Origin of the sequence: Halobacterium sp. KA-6 (genome assembly GCF_021029015.1) — an archaeon.
Classification (GTDB): Archaea; Halobacteriota; Halobacteria; order Halobacteriales; family Halobacteriaceae; genus Halobacterium.
On sequence record NZ_JAJJZH010000010.1, the window covers coordinates 72,474 to 89,986 of the forward strand.

Sequence of the window (17,513 nt, forward strand, 5' to 3'; positions counted from 1 at the left end):
GTGGGTTCGTCAGCGATTCAGAGGATGGTCGCGCCGTCACCGACTCGCGAGCGGTACGCGGTCGCGTCGACGCCGTCGCGCTCGAAGCCGTCGACGAGCGCGCTGGCGACGCCGCGCTGGTTGTCGTCGTGGCAGACGGCGAGAATCGCGGGCCCCGCGCCGCTGACCGTGACGCCCGTCGCGCCGGCCTCGCGGGCGGCCTCGCAGGCGGTGTCGTAGCCGTCGATGAGTTTCGCGCGGGCGGGCGTGACGAGGTGTTCTTCGAGGCCGCGGCCGACGCGCTCGGGGTCGTTGCGGCACATTCCGATGGAGAGCGTCGCCGCCGATCCGACGGTGTCGACGAGGTTCTCGATGGACGCGGTTTCGGGAACGACGCCGCGGGCGTCGCGCGTCGAGACGACGATGTCTGGGAGGCAGACGACCAGCGCGAGGTCCGCGGCGACGCGTTCGATGCCGTCGTCGCGGACGACCGTGAACCCGCCGAGGATGGCGGGCGCGACGTTGTCCGCGTGCGCGTCCCCGGAGACCGCGGCCTCCCCCTCCGCGGCGACTCGGACGAGTTCGCGCTGGCTGAGGTCGCGGTCGTACAGTTCGGCGAGCGCGACGGCCGCGCCCGCAGCGCTGGCGGCCGACGACCCGAGTCCCGACGACGGTCGGACGCCCTTGTCGATGGTGATGTGAGCGGGCGCACCCAGTTCCTCGGCCACTACGCCGGCCGTGTTGTCCATCGGCTCCTCGGGGATGAAGTCCGCGCCCATCCCAGTCATCTCGATTGTCGTCTCCGATGCGCGCTCGACGTGGACGACGTCCGCGGGTCGGTCGAGCGCCACCCCGAAGACGTCGAAGCCGCTGCCGAGGTTCGCACTCGTCGCCGGCGCGCGGACGGTAACCATGCCCGTCCGTTACCGGGGCCCGCGCAAAAGCGTAGCGGACTCCGCAACGCACGGGCGACCGCAACGTTAACCCGGAGTCGCGCCCGACCTGCGACTATGATTGCCATCGTCGGGGGCGGCATCGCGGGACTGGCGGCCGCGCGCCGACTCCAGGGCCACGGCCACGACGTGCGCGTCTTCGAGGCGTCCGGACAGGTCGGCGGCCTCGCGGCGACCACCGAGACGGCCGGCGACCCCATCGAGACGTTCTACCACCACCTCTCCGCCAGCGAGGAGACCATCGTCGACCTACTGGACGACCTCGGCCTCGGCGACGACCTCCAGTGGCCCATCGGGAAGAACGCCTACTACGTCGACGGCACCGTCCACCCGATGGACAAACCCTGGGAGATTCTCGCGTTCCCGCACTGGAGTCTCTACGACAAATTCCGTCTCGGGATGCTCACGCTCGACATCGACGTGCGCGGCGGCATCCCCTCCTTCGACACGTACGACGACCTCGAGGACTTCGAGGACGTGCCGGTCAAGGAGTTCTGCATCGAGCACACCACCCGCAACGTCTACGAGACGTTCTTCGAACCCCTCCTCGAAGCGAAGTTCGGCGAGCGCATGGAGGACGTCTCCGCGGCGTGGCTGCTCGGTCGCATCAAATTCCGCGGCGAGCGCGATCTCCTGCGCGGCGAGCCGCTGGGCTACCTCGACGGCGGCTTCGGTCGGCTGAACGACGCGCTCGTCGAGGATGTCGGCCGCGACAATATCGACACGAACGCGCGCGTCACGAACGTCGGCACCGCCGACGGCGAACTCCAGACCGTGACCGTCGAGCACAGCGACCCCGCCGAGGACGGCTTCACGAACGTCGAAACCGTCGACGCGGACGCCGTCGTCGTCGCCGCGATGCCGAACGTCCTCGAAGCGCTCACCGGCTACGAGTGCGACATCACGTTTCAGGGGACGGTCTGCTCCATAATCAGCATGGACCGCCAGCTCACGGACACGTACTGGCTGAATATCGCCGACGACGCGCCGTTCGGCGCGCTCATCGAGCACACGAATTTCGTACCGCCGGAGCGCTACGGCGACGAACACCTGCTGTACGTCCCGAAGTACATCCAGAGTCCCGACGACCCCGTCTGGCAGATGAGCGACGACGAGGTCGCCGAGCACTGGCTCGACGGCATCGAATCGCTGTTCCCCGAATTCGACCGCTCGCACGTCAACTGGATTTCCACCGCGCGCAACCCCCGGACGGCGCCCGTCTACGAGCGCGGCTACCTCGACATGGTGATTCCCTACCACCTCGACACCGAGGTCGCCGACGGCGTCTACTACGCGGGGATGGCTTCTCGCGCCCAGTACCCAGAGCGCTCGCTCAACGGCGGCATCGTCGCCGGGTACGAATGTGCCGACCGCATCGCCGGCGAGAAGGAGGCGTAGTTACGTCCCGGGGCTCTTCGACGGGTCGACGTCGTCGGGTTCCTCGACGTCGCCGCGCTGCACCTCGCCGTCCTCGGTCTCGACGTAGACGTCGTCGGCGTAGCCGCCCTCGGTGTGGTCGAAGTCGGCCTCGTCGAGACGGTCGGGTGTTGCGGGGGCGTCCGCGACGCCGTCGGCGGGCCGGAACTCGCCGAGCGGGTCGTCGACGCTGATTCCGTGGGCGTCGAAAAACTTCTCGTAGCGCTCGTAGTGGTCGGTCAGTTCGCTCGGCGGGAACTCCATCATCTCCGCCCAGCCGTGGTTGTAGAAGTCGAAGTTGGCGACGATGTGCGTAGTCTCGCGAGCCTCGGCCTCCGAGTAGCCCTCCTGGAGGGCGGCGAGGTACATGTCCATCGTCGCGTCGAAGAAGTCCTCGAGGTGGTCGCGGCGCTCCTCGCGGCGGGCCTCGTCGGCCTTCCCCGAGAAGATGCGGACGTGGAGGTCGACCAACCCCTTCTTGGCGACCGAGCGCACGCCGGGCAGTTCCAGCGCCTTCCGGGACGCGAAGTGCTTGGCGTTCTGGTGGAGTTTCACGTCCACGGCTACGGACGCGGGCCTAAAGAACGTCCCGACGCGGCACCGTTCGCGCTCGCTGCCGATTCGGAAATCACGTGCGTGCGCCGCGTTCGCGCAATATTCTCGTCCCGCCGGAGAGATAGCAATCCACTTTAACCCGGAATGCCACAGTCCGAACATGAGCGAGTCCTACGTGATAATCGGCGACGGCATCGCGGGCAGCTCCGCCGCCGAAGCTATCCGCGAGGAGGCTCCCGACGCCGACGTCACCGTCGTCACAGACGAGGGCGAGGCCCTCTACAACCGGATTCTCATCAAGGAATTCGCGAAGGGGAAGCTCCCGGAAGCCCCCATCAGCATCCACGAACCGGACTGGTACGACGAGCGCGACATCGACCTCCAGTTGAACACGCTCGTCACGGGTGTCGACCCGGACGCCCACACCGTCGAAACCCACGAAGGCGACGAAATTAGCTACGACAAGCTGCTGGTCGCGGCGGGCGGCACGCCCAACCAGCTCCCCGTCGAGAACTCCGACGCCGACGGCGTCCACCACTTCTGGACGTTCCAGGACGCACGGAAGATTCGAGAGCACGCCGAAGACGCCGACACGGGCGTCGTCGTCGGCGCGGGCCTGCTCGGCATCGACCTCGCGGCCATCTGCGGCGGCCAGGACGTCGACGCGAAGTACCTGATGCGCGGCGACCGCTGGTGGCGGTACGCGCTCAGCGCGGAAGGCGCCGAAATCATCCACGAGGGGCTCCGCGAGAAGGGCGTCGAGCCCGTCTTCGAGTCCGGCGCGGACCACTTCGAGACGAACGACGACGGCGAAGTCGTCGCGACCGTCGACGGGAACGGTGACCGCCACGACTCGGACTTCGTCGGCGTCGCCATCGGCCTTGACTTCAACGTCGAAATCCTACAGGACACCGAAGCCACCATCGACAACGGCGTCCACGTCGACGAGTACATGCGCACCGACGTCGAGGACGTCTACGCCGCTGGCGACATCACCCAGTACTGGGACACCATCATGGACGAGCGCGCGCAGAACGGCTCGTGGGGCTCCGCGAAACAGCAGGGCGCCCTCGCCGGGAAGACGATGCTCGCGGACGAAGGATACGACGTCGACATCGAGCCGTTCCGCTGGGTGTCCTCGTACTCGATTACGCACTTCGACTTCCCGTTCCTCTCCTTCGGCTTCCCGACGATGGGCGACGAGTCCTGCGAGCGCAAGTACAGCGACACGGAGTGGCGCCGTCTGACGTTCAAGGACGGCAAACTCATCGGTGGCGTGCTCATCGGGAACCTCGCGCCGCAGTCGAAGTACAAGAAGCTCATCAAGGACGAGGCCGTCGTCGCCGACCAGCAGGACGTCCTCCTCCAGGAGAACTTCGAAATCGACGAGCTCGCGATTCCGCAGGAACAGTAGGACCCGCCTCGCGCTCGGTCGTTCGTCGCTCGTTTCTACGTATTCGGTCCGCGTTCCTCGTTCACCAGCCGACCTGCCGGTATCCTTATGTTCTTTCGTGGCATACGTTGGCACGGCACACGATACTGCCGGTGAGCACATGAACCCGATTCTGGAAGCAACCGAGACCGCGCCGACGACCGTCGAGGAGACCGTCCGCGACTACGACGAACTCCACGACCGAGCACAGGCCGCCCTCCCGGACGCCGTCGACGGCGACGGCGTGACAATCCCCGAGGAGGTCGCCGACGACCTCGCCGACGGCGAAGTCGTCCGCTTCACCGGCTACTATCGCCTCGACATCGCCCAGTAGCGCGGCCCGCGACCGAAGCCGTTTTTCCCGTTCGCGCCCGATGTTCCGCCATGAGTCAATCCGGCGGGAGCACGGACATGACCCTCGCGTTCGAGCTGTCCGCGCTCCAGGAACTCGCGAAACCCGGGACCGCGTTCGCGGGCGCGCGCCAGTGGACCGAGTACGTCGGCGTCGTCTCCGACGAACCCACGTACGTCGTCACCAACTTCACGCGCAAACGCCGCATCCGCCAGGACTTCTTCTCCGGCCCGAAGGGCCGCAAGGAGAGCCTCGAATCCGTCAAACGCCAGTTCGACACCGAACGCCACGTCTTCGTCGGCATCGACGACGACGACCGCGCACTCGCCGAGGAAGTCGGCTGGGAGTACCTCCCGCTGGAGGACGCCGCCGCGAAAGCCGACTGGGACCTCGCCAGCGAGACCGACGACGAACCCGAAGACGAAGCCGAAGTCCGCGACGACTGGCCCTGAAACGCACTTTTTGCTGTGGGAGGGCGCCTGCGGCGCCCTCGCTTGCAAAAACTTGCGGAAAAAGCACTCCTCACCCCCTTCGGGGGTTCGTCGGCCTCGCGGCTTCGCCGCGAGTGAACCGCTTCGTTCGGGTCCTTCGGACCGCTCACTCGCGGATACTGGCCACCGGTTGGGTCTGCTGTCGTTAGTTCACGTCCTTCTGCCGGAAGTACAGTTGACTGCCAGCGACCAGTAACAGCGTCGCGGCCACGAGGATGACGGCGCCGGCGACGTCGTAGGTGCCGTCGACGAGAATCGCGGTCGGGTCGAAGTACCGCATCGGCGCGACGGCGCCGGCCCACGCGTAGTCCGTGCTCGCGAGCAGCGATTCGAGCAGGAACAGCCCGAAGACGGTCGCCATCGCCGCGCGCTGGGCGATACTCTCGCGGTCCGCGAGGACGCCGAACGCCAGGCCGATTGCCGCGCACGCGAACAGGTACGGGAGCGAGAGTAGGTGGACGGCGACGAGGTCGACAGTCCCGATTGGGTAGCCGATGGCGCGCGTCGCCACCCACGTCACCGCGGCGACGACGACGTTGATGAGGAGAACGCCGGGAACGAGCGAGAGGAACCGCTCGCCGACGAGGCGGGCGCGGGAGACAGGCAGCGAGAGCAGGACGTCCATGCGACCGCTCTCGACGTCACCCGAAATCAGGGAGGCGGCGCTGTACGCGAGGTAGAGGCCGAGGAGGATGACCCACGCGAACTGGTAGAGTTCGGTCGCGAGGAACCCCTCGATGGTGTTGAACGCGCGCAGGCCGAACGCCTCCACGAACACGGGCGGGAGCGCCTTGATGTACTCCTCGAGGTCGAGGTTCCCGGTCAGCGACGGGAAGAACGCGGCGTACATCGCGCTGAACGCCGAGAGGCCGACCGAGAGCGCGAGCGCACCCTTCACGCGCTTGCGAGCACCGTACGCAGCAATCTCAAACATCGTCGTCACCCCCGTAGAAGTCGAGGAAGACGTCCTCGAGTGGCGCTTCCTCGACGTCGAGTTCCTGCAACGGGTAGCGGTCGAGTTCGTCCACGAGCGCGTCCACGTCGCCCGTGAATGTGAACGAGACGCGTGTCGCGCCGTCGATGGGCCGGCGCGCGAGGTCCGAGACGCCGGGGATGTCGAAGGCGCTCTCGGGGACGTCGTCGGCGACGCGAGCGCGGACGACCTTCCCGCTGCGGTCGAGCAGGGTCTCGACGTCCTCGACGGCGACGAGTTCCCCGTCCCGGAGCACGGCCACGCGGTCGCAGATGCGTCGCACCTCGCTGAGGACGTGACTGGAGAACAGGACGGTGACGCCACGCTCGCGCTCGTCGCGCACGAACTCGTTGAAGCGGTCCTGGAGCAGCGGGTCCAGCCCGGACGTGGGTTCGTCGAGGACGACGACGTCGGGGTCGTGCATGAACGCCTGCACGATGCCGAGTTTCTGGACGTTCCCCGTGGAGTACTCGCGCACGGGACGGTCCAGCGGCGGTTCGAACCGGCCGAGGAGGTCGGCGCGCCGAGAGCCACCTTTCAGCGACTCGTGGAGGTTGAGCACCTCGAAGCCGGTGGCTTGCTCGTCGAACTGCGGGTTGCTCGGGAGGAAGCCCGTGTCCGCGAGCGCGTCGAGGCGCTGGCTCTCGACGGTGGTGTCGTGCCCGAGAATCGAGACGGTCCCCGAAGTGGGTGCTTGCATCCCGAGAAGCGTGCGGAGGGTCGTCGTCTTGCCGGCGCCGTTCGGCCCGAGGAAGCCGAACACTTCGCCGGCTTCGACCTCGAAGGAGACGTCGTCGACGGCGACGAGGTCCCCGTAGCGCTTGGTGAGGTCGCGGAGTTCGATGGCGGCCATAGCGGACAGACGCACACACCCGCCAAGAAGATTCGGCCCGAGAACAGCCAACAGCGACCCGACCAGCCGGCAGTGGGTGGACTGAAAGGGGCGGCGCGGTCGCCGAACCCCGGCGAAGTAAGCACCGCAGCGAAGCGAGGAGCGCAGCGAGCCGCGGGAGGCGAGCGCGCCGGGGCTTTCTGGACGGTCTCGACGGCGACCGATTCAGTGCTGAGAGAGTCCAAACGGTCAGACGGTGTTCGCGGGGCTTAACCGGTCGGCGGGCCAACCGCGTGGTAATGACCGAGCCGCGCGTACCGGGGGCCGAGGACGACGACGCGTGGGTGGACCTCCCGTGCGGGGAGCAGGCTCACGTGAAGGACTTCGACTTGGGGATGCGGGAGTACGACTGTTCGTGCGGGGAGACGCACGCGGTCGTGATGGACATGCATCCGCCGTCGCGGTTCGTGCCGGAGGACATCGTCGCGGTGCTGAAGGAGGCGGTGACGCCCGCGCCCGACGACGAGTTCGAGGAGTTCGGAACGCCGCACCTGATGGGCGCGGTGATGGAGCAGCTCCCCGAGGACATCGTCGCCGTGGACGAGAGCGAGAACGGCAGCGTCGGCTACGCGCTGCTGTGGGTGACGGACCTTGAAGCGCGCGAACTCCACGAGGTCGTCGTCGAACTGGTCGTCGAACTGATGGACCACGCGGTGAGTCACGCCGACGACAGCGGCACCGAGAGCGAGTTCGAGCAGCAGATGCAGGAGTTCGACGTCAGCGAGTTCGTGGACGCGTACCGCGCACAACGGGACTTCGAGGACGAGTACGACACGCCCGCGTAGCGGGTCGCTGCGGGAGATTCTCGCACCTGACCGAAACGACGCCACCGAGAGCATCGTATCGCTCGCAACCGCTTCGATTTTCGCAATTCGACTTCGAACTTCTGTCCATTCCGCGGGGCTTATTACGATGGGCGAACTCCGAACGAGTAGAAATGAGCGAGCACGACGACCGCACGGTACTGCTCATCGGGAGCGGCCCCATCCAAATCGGACAAGCGGCTGAGTTCGACTACTCTGGCGCGCAGGCGTGCCGGGCACTGCAGGAGGAGGGCGTGCGAGTCGTGCTCGTCAACTCCAACCCCGCGACCATCATGACGGACCCCGAGATGGCCGACGCGGTGTACATCGAGCCCATCACGACCGACGCCATCGCGGAGGTCATCGCCCAGGAGAACCCCGACGGCGTCATCGCCGGGCTCGGCGGCCAGACCGGGCTGAACGTCACCGCGGAGCTCGCAGAGGAGGGCGTCCTCGACGAGTACGACGTCGACATCATGGGGACGCCGCTGGACACGATTTATGCGACCGAGGACCGCGACCTGTTCCGCCAGCGCATGGAGGACCTCGGCGAGCCCGTCCCGGCGTCGACGACCATCACGCTCGACGAGGGCGAGTCCGTCGAGGACTTCGACGAGGACGCGCTGCGCGAGCGTGTCGAGGCCGCCGCCGACGAGGTCGGCGGGCTGCCGGTCATCGCGCGCACGACGTACACGCTCGGCGGCAGCGGCTCCGGCGTCGTCGACGACATGGACGAACTCGTCGCTCGCGTCCGGAAGGGCCTGCGCCTTTCCCGGAACGACGAGGTGCTCGTCACCGAGTCCATCGAGGGCTGGGTCGAACTGGAGTACGAGGTCATGCGGGACGCCGACGACTCCTGCATCATCGTCTGCAACATGGAGAACATCGACCCGATGGGCATCCACACGGGCGAGTCCACCGTCGTCACGCCCAGCCAGGTCATCCCCGACGACGGCCACCAGGCGATGCGCGACGTCGCGCTCGAAGTCATCCGCGACCTGGGTATCCAGGGCGGCTGTAACATCCAGTTCGCGTGGCGCGACGACGGCACGCCCGGCGGCGAGTACCGCGTCGTCGAGGTGAACCCCCGCGTCTCGCGCTCGTCGGCGCTGGCGTCGAAGGCGACCGGCTACCCCATCGCGCGGGTCACCGCGAAGGTCGCGCTCGGCAAGCGCCTCCACGAAATCGAGAACGAGATTACCGGCGAGACCACCGCCGCCTTCGAGCCCGCAATCGACTACATCGTCACGAAGGTGCCGCGCTGGCCCAAGGACAAATTCCCGGACGTGGACTTCGAACTCGGCACGGCGATGAAGTCCACGGGGGAGGCGATGGCCATCGGCCGGACGTTCGAGGAGAGCCTCCTGAAGGCGCTGCGCTCCTCGGAGTACGACCCGGACGTCGACTGGGGCGCGGTCAGCGACGACGAGTTGGAAGCCGACTACCTGGAGACGCCGACGCCCGACCGCCCGTACGCGGTGTTCGAGGCGTTCGACCGCGGCTACACCGTCGACGAGGTCAACGACTTCACTAACTTCCGCGAGTGGTACTTGGAGCGCTTCCAGAACGTCGCGGAGGCCGCGGAAGCCGCCAGCGAGGGCGACTTCACGGCTGCCGCCACCGCCGGCTTCACGAACCACGAAATCTCGGCGCTCGCGGGTGGGGAGTTCGACGACGCGAACGCGTCGTGGCTGCCCGGCGCGACCGACGACGCGGAAGACGAACTCGCGCCCGACGGCGCTGGCGCCAGCGTCACCGACGTCGAGGAGGCCGTCCCCGGCCGCTCGTACAAGCAGGTAGACACGTGCGCTGGCGAGTTCGCCGCGCAGACGCCGTACTACTACTCGTCGCGGCGTCCCGAGTGGTTCAACGGTCCGCTCAAGGGCGACGCGGCCGCGGGCGAACTCCGCGTGAACACGGACGTCGACTCCGTGGTCGTCGTCGGCGGCGGCCCCATCCGCATCGGGCAGGGCGTGGAGTTCGACTACTGTTCGGTGCACGCGGTGCGCGCGCTCCGCGAGGCCGGCATCGAGGCGCACGTCGTGAACAACAACCCCGAGACCGTCTCGACGGACTACGACACCAGCGACGGCCTGTTCTTCGAGCCGATTACGGCCGAGGAGGTCGCCGACGTGGTCGAGGCGACCGACGCCGACGGCGTGATGGTGCAGTTCGGCGGCCAGACCTCCGTGAACGTCGCGGACCCGCTGGAGGCCGAGTTGGAGCGCCGCGACGGCGTGGACGCCGAGATTCTCGGGACGAGCGTGGACGCGATGGACCTCGCGGAGGACCGCGACCGGTTCAACGTCCTGATGGACGAACTCGGCATCAGCCAGCCCGACGGCGGCTCCGCGACCAGCGAGGAGGAGGCGCTGGACCTCGCCCACGACATCGGCTACCCCGTGCTCGTCCGCCCGAGCTACGTGCTCGGCGGGCGCGCGATGGACGTCGTCCACAGCGACGAGGAACTCAAACACTACATGGAGGAGGCCGTCCGGGTCAGCCCGGACAAACCCATCCTCGTCGACGAGTTCCTCGCGGACGCGGTCGAACTCGACGTCGACGCCGTCGCGGACGGCGAGGACGTCCTCATCGGCGGCGTGATGGAGCACGTCGAGACCGCGGGCGTCCACTCCGGCGACTCGGCGTGTACGATTCCGCCGCGCTCGCTCGACGAGGAGACGCTCGGCCGCGTGCGCGAGGTCACCGAGGACATCGCCACCGCGCTGGACACGGTCGGTCTGCTGAACGTCCAGCTCGCCGTGCAGGACGGCGAGGTGTACGTGCTCGAAGCGAACCCGCGCTCTTCGCGCACTGTCCCGTTCGTCTCGAAGGCGACCGGCGTCCCGATTGCGAAGCTCGCGGCGAAGGTGATGGCCGACTTCTCGCTCTCGGACCTCGACGTCAGCGAGGGCGTCCCCGAGCAGTACAGCGTCAAAGAGGTCGTGTTGCCGTTCGACCGGCTGCCGGGTTCGGACCCGCGCCTCGGGCCGGAGATGAAGTCCACGGGCGAAGTGATGGGCACCGCCGCGAAGCCGGGGCTGGCGTACTGGAAGGCCCAGCGCGCCGCGGGCAACGACCCCGAAATCGGCGGCACTGCCGTCGTCGACCTCCCGGTCAGCGGCTTCGAGGAGTACTTCGACGTGCAGACGTTCGACGACCTCTCGGAGGCGATTCGCCGCGGCGACGTCGACTTCGTAATCTCCGACGAGCGCGACGCCCTCGAAACCGCCGTCGAGGAGGAAGTGCCGTACCTCTCGACGGTCGAGAGCGCGGAGGCGATGCTCGAAGGCGTCGCCCACCACGACGACGACCTCGACGTGCTGCCGGTCGGCGACCGCCCGATTCGCGACGAGCAGTGGGGCTGATTCAGGCGAGCGCGAACACGGCGGCACCCGCGAGGACGAACGCAGCGAGCGCGTACCACGGCTCTCGGCGGACGGTGCGGCCGGCGACGCTGCCGTAGCGCCGGAGGCCGAGCGCCGCCGCGACGAACACGACCGCGAGCGCGACACCGAGGTTCGTGTAGTCGATAGCGTGGAGGTAGCTGGCGAACGCGCCGACGGCGGCGCCGAGCACGCCGGCGTGCCACTCGCGGAACGTGAATTTGTTCCCGGAGAGGACCGAGTCCGACATTAGTTTCCGATTCTGTGCTCGTGGATTTATAGTTTCGGTGCGCGGCACGCGTTCGTGTCATCCCCTCGCCCAAACTGCTTAGTGACCGCGTCGAAAAGCGACGGACCAGCATGGCGCTGCCGACGTGGGCGACGAACATCACCGTCGCGCTCAACATTCTGACGCTCGTCGCGACGACCGTGGCGTGCACGTTCGCGACCATCGCAGCGGCGGGCTTCCGGGAGACGGAGTGGGGGCGCGCGCTCGCCCCGCTGCCCGTCGTGTTCGGCGCGATGACAGTCTCGACGGGCGCGACGCTGCACCCCGCGACGCCCGCGGACGGCGGCCAACTCGCGCTGGCGATGTGGGCGATAGCCATCGTCGCCATCACCGTCTCGTGTTGGCGGTTCGTGACCCTGTTCACGGAACGGCGGGTGGTCGGCCGATGACGTGGTTGGTCTGGTTCGCGGAGGTCGCGGTGCTCGTGGTGCTGTGCGCGGGCTTCGCGTACCCCGCGGTGGCGTACTCGCGGAACGTCCTCTACCGGGGCGGCGTCCTGTTGTTAGTGGGCGCGCTGGGCTGCCTGATGGTCGGGTCGGTGCTGGAACTCTTCGTTGACGTCACCAGCGCCGGCGCACTCGTCGAGGTGGCGGCGTACGTCGCGTACGCGGCCAGCGGCGTGGTGAGCGTCGCTGCGACGTGGCGGTTCGCCCGCGAATTCGTGCACCTCGGACAGGAGGGCGTGGAAATCGACGCCGGCGAATTCAGTGGAGGGTTCGAGCGTGACTCCTGAGTTCGAGCGGCGACTCGGCGACCTGGCGGCCGGCGAGGTCGCGCTCTGCGTGCAGCCCAGCGGCCAGCGAATCGTCGACGCGCTCCCCGACGCCGCGTTCCAGAATCTGCTCGTGGTGACCACCGACGGCCACCTGGGGAAACTCGAAACGCGCATCGAGGAACGGGGCGGCGACCCGCGCCGCGTCGGCGTCGTTCCGGTCACGGGGACGGAAGTCGACTACGACGGGCCGCTGTGGGTGACCGAGCGCGTCGCGCCGAGCGACCTGACGGGCGTGAGCATCCAGTTCTCGAAGGCGTTCGAGCACGTCGAGCCCGAGACCGGCTGGGTGGTCGTCGACGGCGTCGGCGTACTCTCGATGTACGTCGCCCCCGAGCGGCTGTTCCGGCTGCTGGACACGCTCGTGAGCGCGATACGGGCGCGCAACGCCCACGGCGTCCTGACGACGGCGAGCGGCGTGCTCAGCGAACAGGCGTCGACGCAGCTCCGCGGCCTCGTCGACGAAGAAGTACGGTTAGATTAGTCGGCCGTGACCGTCGTGCGGCTTGAGGCCAACTCGAGCACGTCGTCGAAGAAGTCGAGACTGTCGTGGGGGCCGGGGTTGGCTTCGGGGTGGTACTGGCGCGTGATGACGTCCAGTTCCTCGGAGTCCAGGCCTTCGGGGGTGTCGTCGTTGACGTTGACCTGCGTGACGTCGAGGTCGCCGGGTTCGGCGACCGTGTAGCCGTGGTTCTGCGTGGTCATCACGACGCGCCCGGAGTCGTAGTCCAGGACCGGCTGGTTGACTCCGCGGTGGCCGAAGTCCATCTTCTCGGTGGCGCCGCCGAGCGCGCGGGCGACGACCTGCTGGCCGAGGCAGATGCCCGCGACCGGGAGGTCGCCGACGAATTCGGAGACGAGCGTCTCGGCGGCCTCGAAATTCGCGGGGTCGCCGGGGCCGTTCGAGATGAACAGCACGTCCGGGTCGACGGCCGCGAGTTCCGCGGGTGTGGTGTCGTAGGGGAGGACGTGGACGGTCGCGTCGCGTTCGACGAGCTCGGAGACGATGGAGCCCTTGGCCCCGCAGTCGACGAGCGCGACGTCGGTGTCGCCGTCGCCGTGGACCTCGGGTTCGTCGACGCTGACGCGGCTGCCGATGTCCGTGAGGTCGCTCATGTGCGGGCAGTCCTCCAGTTGCGCGCGGGCGTCCTCGGGCGTGGCGTCGGGGCCGGCGGCGATGCCGACCTTCATCGCGCCGCCCTCGCGGATGTCGAGGACGAGGTCGCGGGTGTCGAGGCCGTCGACGGCGGGGACGCCCTCCTCGGTGAGCCACTCGGCGACGTCGTCGGTGAGTTCGCGGGCGACGACGGCGCTGGGGTGGACGCGGTCCGACTCGAAGCGTTCCTCACGGACGCCGTAGTTCCCGATGAGGGGGTACGCGAAGGTGAGTACTTGGGCCTCGTAGGACGGGTCTGTGAGGCTCTCCTCGTATCCAGTGTAGGCGGTCGTGAACACGAGTTCGCCTCGCGCCTGGCCCGGGGAGCGGGCGTTGGCTTCGACCACGTCGCCGGTCTCTAACGCGAGGTAGGCGTCCGACATTACGAGATTCAAACGCATCCCCGGAGTATAAATCTTGCTTTCGTAGCGAAGTTGCGAAATTCGAAATTCTTTTTGTCCGGGGGACCAACGCTTGGACATGGACGACATCGACCGGCGCATCCTCGACGCGCTGCGACGGGACGCCCGCACCCCGTACACGGAAATCGCCGACGACATCGGCGTCAGCGAGGGCACCGTCCGCAACCGCGTCGACAGCCTCCTGGAGGAGGGCGTCATCGAGCGGTTCACCGTCGCCACCTCCACGGGCAACGTGAAGGCGATGATAGAAATCGGGGTGGCGATGGACGTCGACACCCACGAGGTCGGCGACCGCATGGTCGACTGGGAGCCCGTCGACTTCGTCTGGCAGGTCTCCGGCGAGGACGACATCGTGCTCGTCGTCGACGCGACGGACACCGGCGGCGTCAACGAACTCGTCTCGAAGGCCCGCGAACAGGAGGAAGTCGTCTCCACGAAGACCCGACTCATCCTTGACGAGAAGCTCGGCTGAGCGTGGCGAGTCGAAGCGCTATTTACCCACGTGCCCGTCGGTGACGCCATGAGCGATTCAGGGCCCGACGTGCCCGTCCAGTCCGCGCGCACCGACGAGACCGCGGAGAACGCCGAACAGGACGTCGTCGCCGTCGACGCCTACGACGAGAAGGAAGGCCTCGCGAACCGCCTCGACGCCCACACGGGCGACGGCATCCGCCACCGGGCGTTCACGTGCCTGCTGTTCGACGAGGACGGCCGCGTGCTGCTCGCCCAGCGCGCCGCCCGCAAGCGCCTCTGGGACACCCACTGGGACGGCACCGTCGCCAGCCACCCCGTCGAGGGACAGACCCAGAAGGAGGCCACCCGCGAGCGCCTCGAAGAGGAACTCGGCATCACGCCCGACCAGTACGACGACCTCGAAGTCACCGACCGCTTCGAGTACAAGCGCCACTACCTCGACGAGGGCCTCGAGTGGGAGGTCTGCGCAGTGCTCGTCGCGACGCTGTCGGACACGAGCGTCGACCCCGACCCCGACGAGGTCGGCGGCATCCTCTGGGCGGACTACGAGGACCTCTACGAGAACCCGCGCTACTACCGCCAACTCCGCCTCTGCCCGTGGTTCGAAATCGCGATGCGCCGCGACTTCGAGGGCGACGCCGACCCCGTGCCGGACGGCACCCGCGAGTAGCGCGAGCCGTCGGGCGGATTTTTCCGGCCACACCACGTAGCACAGGTGTGCTCGAACTCGGCCGCGCGGCCTACGACGCGGTGCTCGACCACGCACGAGCGGACGCACCGCGCGAGGCCTGCGGCGCGCTGCTCGGCCACCGCGAGGACGACCGCATAATCGCGGAGGCCGTCCGGCGCGTCCCGAACGTCGCGGACGCGCCCCGCGTCACCTACGAACTCGACCCGGAGGCGACGCTGGCGGTCTTCGACGAAGCGGAAGCGACGGGCCGGGAGGTCGTCGGCTTCTACCACTCTCATCCTGCCGGGCCCGCGCACATGAGCGACACCGACCGCGAGCAGGCGTCGTGGCCGGGCTACGTCTACGTGCTCGCGTCGCTGGCCGCGCGTCCGCCGATTCTGGACGCGTGGACGTGGACCGGCGAGCACTTCGAGCGCGAGGACGTCGCGCTGAGCGACTAGAACAGCAGCCGAGAAGGGTTACCGCCCGCGGACGGCGGTCCAGACGCCGATTGCGCCGAGCAGTATCGCGGGCACCATCGGCACCGCGAGGTAGGTGTCCCGGAAGCCGAGCCCGAAACTCCCGGGCCCGAGGACGTAGAGGTACAGCGGCGCGAGAATCCCACAGACGACCAGCGCCGCGACGACTAGCCACTGCGCTCGCTCGCTCATGCCGCCGGCGTCGTCGTGGTCCTCGCGGGGGTCGTGGGTCACCATTAGCGTTCGCTGTCGGGGATTACCACTACCTTCCCAAAGCCCTCCCGGTTCTCCAGCAGTTCGTGGGCGCGCGCCGTCCCGCTCATCGGGAGCACGTCCCGAATCCGCACGTCGAAGGTGCCGTCCCAGACCAGCGAGAGCGCGTCGTCGGCCTCCCCGGGCGTCGCCATCGTCGACCCGAGCACGGACAGCTGGTTCCAGAACAGCCGCTGGACGTGGGTTTCGGGGCGGCCGCCCGTCGTCGCGCCGCACGTCACGAGCCGGCCGCCCTTCGCCAGCGAGCGCAGCGAGTCGCTCCACGTCGCCTCCCCTACGTGGTCGACGACCACGTCCACACCGCGCTTGCCGGTCCGCGCGCGAATCTCGTCCGCGAAGTTCTCCGCCTCGTAGTTGACGGCGTGGTCGGCACCAATCTCTTCGGCGTACCGAAGTTTCGCCTCGCTGCTCGCGGTCGCGTACACCTCCGCGCCCGCGTGCGAAGCAATCTGGACGGCCGCGTGCCCGACGCCGCCGCTCGCGCCGAGCACGAGCACTTTCTCGCCGGCTTCGACATCGGCGCGCGTGTGGAGCATCCGCCACGCCGTCTGGAACACGAGGGGTGCGGCCGCCGCCGTCTCCCAGTCGACGTGCTCGGGTACCGGGACGAGATTGTCCGCGGGGACGCCGGCGTACTCGCTGTGGACGCCCGGCACGTGCTCGCCGAGGACGTGGAACGACGTGCAGAGCGGGTAGTCGCCGTCCCGGCAGAACTCGCAGTCCCCGCAGAAGACGCCCGCCGAGACCGCGACTCTGTCGCCGACCTCGAAGCGCGTGACGTCGGAGCCAGTCTCCGTGACGACGCCCGCGGCATCGCTCCCCGGGACGTGGGGCATCTCGAGGTCGAGTTGCGGCATCCCGCGGCGCGTCCACACGTCGAGGTGGTTGAGCGCGCCCGCCTTCACGTCGACGAGCACCTCGTCGCGGCCGACCTCCGGGTCCGGGACTTCGCTGTACTCGACGACCTCGGTACCGCCGTGGCCCGCGAAGTGGACTGCCTGCATGCGCGGGGCGTCGCGGCCCCCGACCAAAACTGTGGGGTCCACGCTTTTCCCGTCGGCGCGCGAACCCGCGCCCATGGTCGATTTCCAATCCCGCGAGACGCGACGGGACGACGACGAGGACGAAGCGCCAGCGGAGGACGCAACCGACGAACCGGCGGAGGACCCGCTGACCGAGGAGAGCGAGCCCCACGAGCACGACGACGAGGAAGAACACGACCACCACCACCACGACGTCGAGCACGTCGGCGTCGCGATTCTCACGGTGTCCTCGTCGCGCTCGCTGGACGACGACCCCGCGGGCGACGCCATCGCGGCGGCGTTCGAGGCCGACGGCCACGAGGTCGTCACGCGCGAACTCGTCCGTGACAGTTACGACCGCGTGCAGGGCGGCATCGACAACCTCGCGGGCCGCGGCGACGTCGACGTCGTCGTCACCACCGGCGGTACGGGCGTCACGCCCGACGACGTCACCGTCGAGGCCGCCGAGCCGCTGTTCGAGAAGACGTTGCCGGGGTTCGGCGAACTGTTCCGACGGCTCTCCTACGAGGAAATCGGCGAGAAGGTCGTCGCCACGCGCGCCACCGCGGGCGTCGCCGACGGCGTCCCCGTGTTCTGCCTGCCTGGCAGCGAAAACGCCGCCGAACTCGGCAGCGAGGAGGTCGTCGTCCCCGAAATCGGGCACCTCGTCGGGCTCGCGAGCCGCGAGGACGCGTAGCCCGCGGCTACGCGGCGAGTCACTCGA

General features: G+C 68.3%; 21 protein-coding genes. 13 read left to right on the forward strand and 8 right to left on the reverse strand.

All coding sequences use genetic code 11. The annotated features are described in order from the left end of the window. Positions 1-17: 17 nt before the first annotated feature. A complete protein-coding gene (locus tag LPA46_RS15995) occupies positions 18-893 on the reverse strand; it encodes a homoserine kinase (RefSeq protein ID WP_230893352.1) in 876 nt (291 codons plus the stop codon). A 96-nt stretch (positions 894-989) separates the two neighbouring features. On the opposite strand from LPA46_RS15995, the gene LPA46_RS16000 reads away from it, so the two are divergent. Continuing rightward, a complete protein-coding gene (locus LPA46_RS16000) occupies positions 990-2,330 on the forward strand; it encodes an NAD(P)/FAD-dependent oxidoreductase (protein WP_230893353.1) in 1,341 nt (446 codons plus the stop codon). Here the strand turns inward: LPA46_RS16000 and LPA46_RS16005 are convergent, their stop codons facing one another. After that, on the reverse strand, positions 2,331-2,903 hold the full coding sequence (locus tag LPA46_RS16005) for a DUF6149 family protein (RefSeq protein ID WP_230893354.1): 573 nt from the start codon (positions 2,901-2,903) through the stop codon (positions 2,331-2,333). A 160-nt stretch (positions 2,904-3,063) separates the two neighbouring features. On the opposite strand from LPA46_RS16005, the gene LPA46_RS16010 reads away from it, so the two are divergent. The 3 genes from LPA46_RS16010 to LPA46_RS16020 all read left to right on the forward strand — a co-directional run bounded on the left by LPA46_RS16010 (position 3,064) and on the right by LPA46_RS16020 (position 5,139). After that, a complete protein-coding gene (locus LPA46_RS16010; protein WP_230893355.1) occupies positions 3,064-4,317 on the forward strand; it encodes an NAD(P)/FAD-dependent oxidoreductase in 1,254 nt (417 codons plus the stop codon). 97 nt (positions 4,318-4,414) lie between these two features. Beyond that, the gene (locus LPA46_RS16015) at positions 4,415-4,669 is read left to right on the forward strand and encodes a hypothetical protein (RefSeq protein WP_230893356.1); all 255 of its coding nucleotides are present in this window, start codon (positions 4,415-4,417) and stop codon (positions 4,667-4,669) included. A 50-nt stretch (positions 4,670-4,719) separates the two neighbouring features. Continuing rightward, positions 4,720-5,139, forward strand: a complete 420-nt coding sequence (locus LPA46_RS16020; protein ID WP_230889248.1) for a DUF7124 domain-containing protein — start codon at positions 4,720-4,722, stop codon at positions 5,137-5,139. Positions 5,140-5,323: 184 nt separating this feature from the next. On the opposite strand, the gene LPA46_RS16025 is transcribed toward LPA46_RS16020, so the two are convergent. Then, complete coding sequence (locus tag LPA46_RS16025; RefSeq protein ID WP_230893357.1) at positions 5,324-6,112, reverse strand: ABC transporter permease subunit; 789 nt, start codon at positions 6,110-6,112, stop codon at positions 5,324-5,326. Continuing rightward, complete coding sequence (locus tag LPA46_RS16030) at positions 6,105-7,004, reverse strand: ABC transporter ATP-binding protein (protein WP_230893358.1); 900 nt, start codon at positions 7,002-7,004, stop codon at positions 6,105-6,107. The genes LPA46_RS16025 and LPA46_RS16030 overlap by 8 nt, the downstream gene beginning before the upstream one ends. A 278-nt stretch (positions 7,005-7,282) precedes the next feature. Between LPA46_RS16030 and LPA46_RS16035 the strand changes: the two genes are divergently transcribed. Next, positions 7,283-7,828 carry a DUF5815 family protein gene (locus tag LPA46_RS16035; RefSeq protein ID WP_230893359.1) on the forward strand — a complete coding sequence of 182 codons (546 nt, stop codon included), beginning with the start codon at positions 7,283-7,285 and terminating at the stop codon, positions 7,826-7,828. 152 nt (positions 7,829-7,980) lie between these two features. Continuing rightward, complete coding sequence (gene carB, locus LPA46_RS16040; protein WP_230893360.1) at positions 7,981-11,214, forward strand: carbamoyl-phosphate synthase large subunit; 3,234 nt, start codon at positions 7,981-7,983, stop codon at positions 11,212-11,214. Between the two features lies 1 nt (position 11,215). On the opposite strand, the gene LPA46_RS16045 is transcribed toward carB, so the two are convergent. Continuing rightward, entirely contained in the window at positions 11,216-11,482 is a 267-nt protein-coding gene (locus LPA46_RS16045; protein WP_230893361.1) for a hypothetical protein, read from the reverse strand. 110 nt (positions 11,483-11,592) lie between these two features. Here LPA46_RS16045 and LPA46_RS16050 point away from each other — a divergent pair, with 110 nt between their 5' ends. From LPA46_RS16050 to LPA46_RS16060, 3 genes are read left to right on the forward strand one after another with little or no spacing between them, the layout of a single operon-like run. Beyond that, the gene (locus tag LPA46_RS16050) at positions 11,593-11,910 is read left to right on the forward strand and encodes a hypothetical protein (protein WP_230893362.1); all 318 of its coding nucleotides are present in this window, start codon (positions 11,593-11,595) and stop codon (positions 11,908-11,910) included. Further along, positions 11,907-12,254 carry a hypothetical protein gene (locus LPA46_RS16055; protein WP_230893363.1) on the forward strand — a complete coding sequence of 116 codons (348 nt, stop codon included), beginning with the start codon at positions 11,907-11,909 and terminating at the stop codon, positions 12,252-12,254. The genes LPA46_RS16050 and LPA46_RS16055 overlap by 4 nt, the downstream gene beginning before the upstream one ends. Beyond that, positions 12,244-12,777 (forward strand): DUF7504 family protein, encoded by a 534-nt coding sequence (locus tag LPA46_RS16060; protein WP_230893364.1) that lies wholly within the window; start codon positions 12,244-12,246, stop codon positions 12,775-12,777. The genes LPA46_RS16055 and LPA46_RS16060 overlap by 11 nt, the downstream gene beginning before the upstream one ends. Here the strand turns inward: LPA46_RS16060 and carA are convergent. Next, complete coding sequence (gene carA / locus LPA46_RS16065) at positions 12,774-13,832, reverse strand: glutamine-hydrolyzing carbamoyl-phosphate synthase small subunit (protein ID WP_230893365.1); 1,059 nt, start codon at positions 13,830-13,832, stop codon at positions 12,774-12,776. The genes LPA46_RS16060 and carA overlap by 4 nt on opposite strands. A 97-nt stretch (positions 13,833-13,929) precedes the next feature. On the opposite strand from carA, the gene LPA46_RS16070 reads away from it, so the two are divergent. From LPA46_RS16070 to LPA46_RS16080, 3 genes are read left to right on the forward strand one after another with little or no spacing between them, the layout of a single operon-like run. Then, positions 13,930-14,343: an Lrp/AsnC family transcriptional regulator gene (locus LPA46_RS16070; RefSeq protein ID WP_157502984.1), complete on the forward strand. Its 414-nt coding sequence runs from the start codon at positions 13,930-13,932 to the stop codon at positions 14,341-14,343. Positions 14,344-14,391: 48 nt separating this feature from the next. Further along, on the forward strand, positions 14,392-15,015 hold the full coding sequence (gene idi / locus LPA46_RS16075) for an isopentenyl-diphosphate Delta-isomerase (protein WP_230893366.1): 624 nt from the start codon (positions 14,392-14,394) through the stop codon (positions 15,013-15,015). 47 nt (positions 15,016-15,062) lie between these two features. Continuing rightward, positions 15,063-15,476, forward strand: a complete 414-nt coding sequence (locus LPA46_RS16080; RefSeq protein ID WP_230893367.1) for a desampylase — start codon at positions 15,063-15,065, stop codon at positions 15,474-15,476. 18 nt (positions 15,477-15,494) lie between these two features. On the opposite strand, the gene LPA46_RS16085 is transcribed toward LPA46_RS16080, so the two are convergent. Beyond that, the gene (locus LPA46_RS16085; RefSeq protein WP_230893368.1) at positions 15,495-15,731 is read right to left on the reverse strand and encodes a hypothetical protein; all 237 of its coding nucleotides are present in this window, start codon (positions 15,729-15,731) and stop codon (positions 15,495-15,497) included. Continuing rightward, the gene (locus LPA46_RS16090; RefSeq protein WP_230893369.1) at positions 15,731-16,771 is read right to left on the reverse strand and encodes a zinc-binding dehydrogenase; all 1,041 of its coding nucleotides are present in this window, start codon (positions 16,769-16,771) and stop codon (positions 15,731-15,733) included. The genes LPA46_RS16085 and LPA46_RS16090 overlap by 1 nt, the downstream gene beginning before the upstream one ends. A gap of 73 nt (positions 16,772-16,844) precedes the next feature. Here LPA46_RS16090 and LPA46_RS16095 point away from each other — a divergent pair, with 73 nt between their 5' ends. After that, on the forward strand, positions 16,845-17,486 hold the full coding sequence (locus tag LPA46_RS16095; RefSeq protein ID WP_230893370.1) for a MogA/MoaB family molybdenum cofactor biosynthesis protein: 642 nt from the start codon (positions 16,845-16,847) through the stop codon (positions 17,484-17,486). Positions 17,487-17,513: the final 27 nt, after the last annotated feature.

Excerpts from the sequence above, each read along its gene's own strand:
- LPA46_RS16055 (WP_230893363.1), top strand. The coding sequence starts at position 11,907 with ATGACGTGGTTGGTCTGGTTCGCGGAGGTCGCGGTGCTCGTGGTGCTG.
- LPA46_RS16050 (WP_230893362.1), top strand. The coding sequence starts at position 11,593 with ATGGCGCTGCCGACGTGGGCGACGAACATCACCGTCGCGCTCAACATT.
- LPA46_RS16000 (WP_230893353.1), top strand. The coding sequence starts at position 990 with ATGATTGCCATCGTCGGGGGCGGCATCGCGGGACTGGCGGCCGCGCGC.
- LPA46_RS16045 (WP_230893361.1), bottom strand. The coding sequence starts at position 11,482 with ATGTCGGACTCGGTCCTCTCCGGGAACAAATTCACGTTCCGCGAGTGG.
- LPA46_RS15995 (WP_230893352.1), bottom strand. The coding sequence starts at position 893 with ATGGTTACCGTCCGCGCGCCGGCGACGAGTGCGAACCTCGGCAGCGGC.
- idi (WP_230893366.1), top strand. The coding sequence starts at position 14,392 with ATGAGCGATTCAGGGCCCGACGTGCCCGTCCAGTCCGCGCGCACCGAC.
- LPA46_RS16030 (WP_230893358.1), bottom strand. The coding sequence starts at position 7,004 with ATGGCCGCCATCGAACTCCGCGACCTCACCAAGCGCTACGGGGACCTC.
- LPA46_RS16085 (WP_230893368.1), bottom strand. The coding sequence starts at position 15,731 with ATGGTGACCCACGACCCCCGCGAGGACCACGACGACGCCGGCGGCATG.
- LPA46_RS16070 (WP_157502984.1), top strand. The coding sequence starts at position 13,930 with ATGGACGACATCGACCGGCGCATCCTCGACGCGCTGCGACGGGACGCC.
- LPA46_RS16010 (WP_230893355.1), top strand. The coding sequence starts at position 3,064 with ATGAGCGAGTCCTACGTGATAATCGGCGACGGCATCGCGGGCAGCTCC.
- LPA46_RS16090 (WP_230893369.1), bottom strand. The coding sequence starts at position 16,771 with ATGCAGGCAGTCCACTTCGCGGGCCACGGCGGTACCGAGGTCGTCGAG.
- LPA46_RS16020 (WP_230889248.1), top strand. The coding sequence starts at position 4,720 with ATGAGTCAATCCGGCGGGAGCACGGACATGACCCTCGCGTTCGAGCTG.
- carA (WP_230893365.1), bottom strand. The coding sequence starts at position 13,832 with ATGTCGGACGCCTACCTCGCGTTAGAGACCGGCGACGTGGTCGAAGCC.
- LPA46_RS16025 (WP_230893357.1), bottom strand. The coding sequence starts at position 6,112 with ATGTTTGAGATTGCTGCGTACGGTGCTCGCAAGCGCGTGAAGGGTGCG.
- LPA46_RS16035 (WP_230893359.1), top strand. The coding sequence starts at position 7,283 with ATGACCGAGCCGCGCGTACCGGGGGCCGAGGACGACGACGCGTGGGTG.
- LPA46_RS16095 (WP_230893370.1), top strand. The coding sequence starts at position 16,845 with ATGGTCGATTTCCAATCCCGCGAGACGCGACGGGACGACGACGAGGAC.
- carB (WP_230893360.1), top strand. The coding sequence starts at position 7,981 with ATGAGCGAGCACGACGACCGCACGGTACTGCTCATCGGGAGCGGCCCC.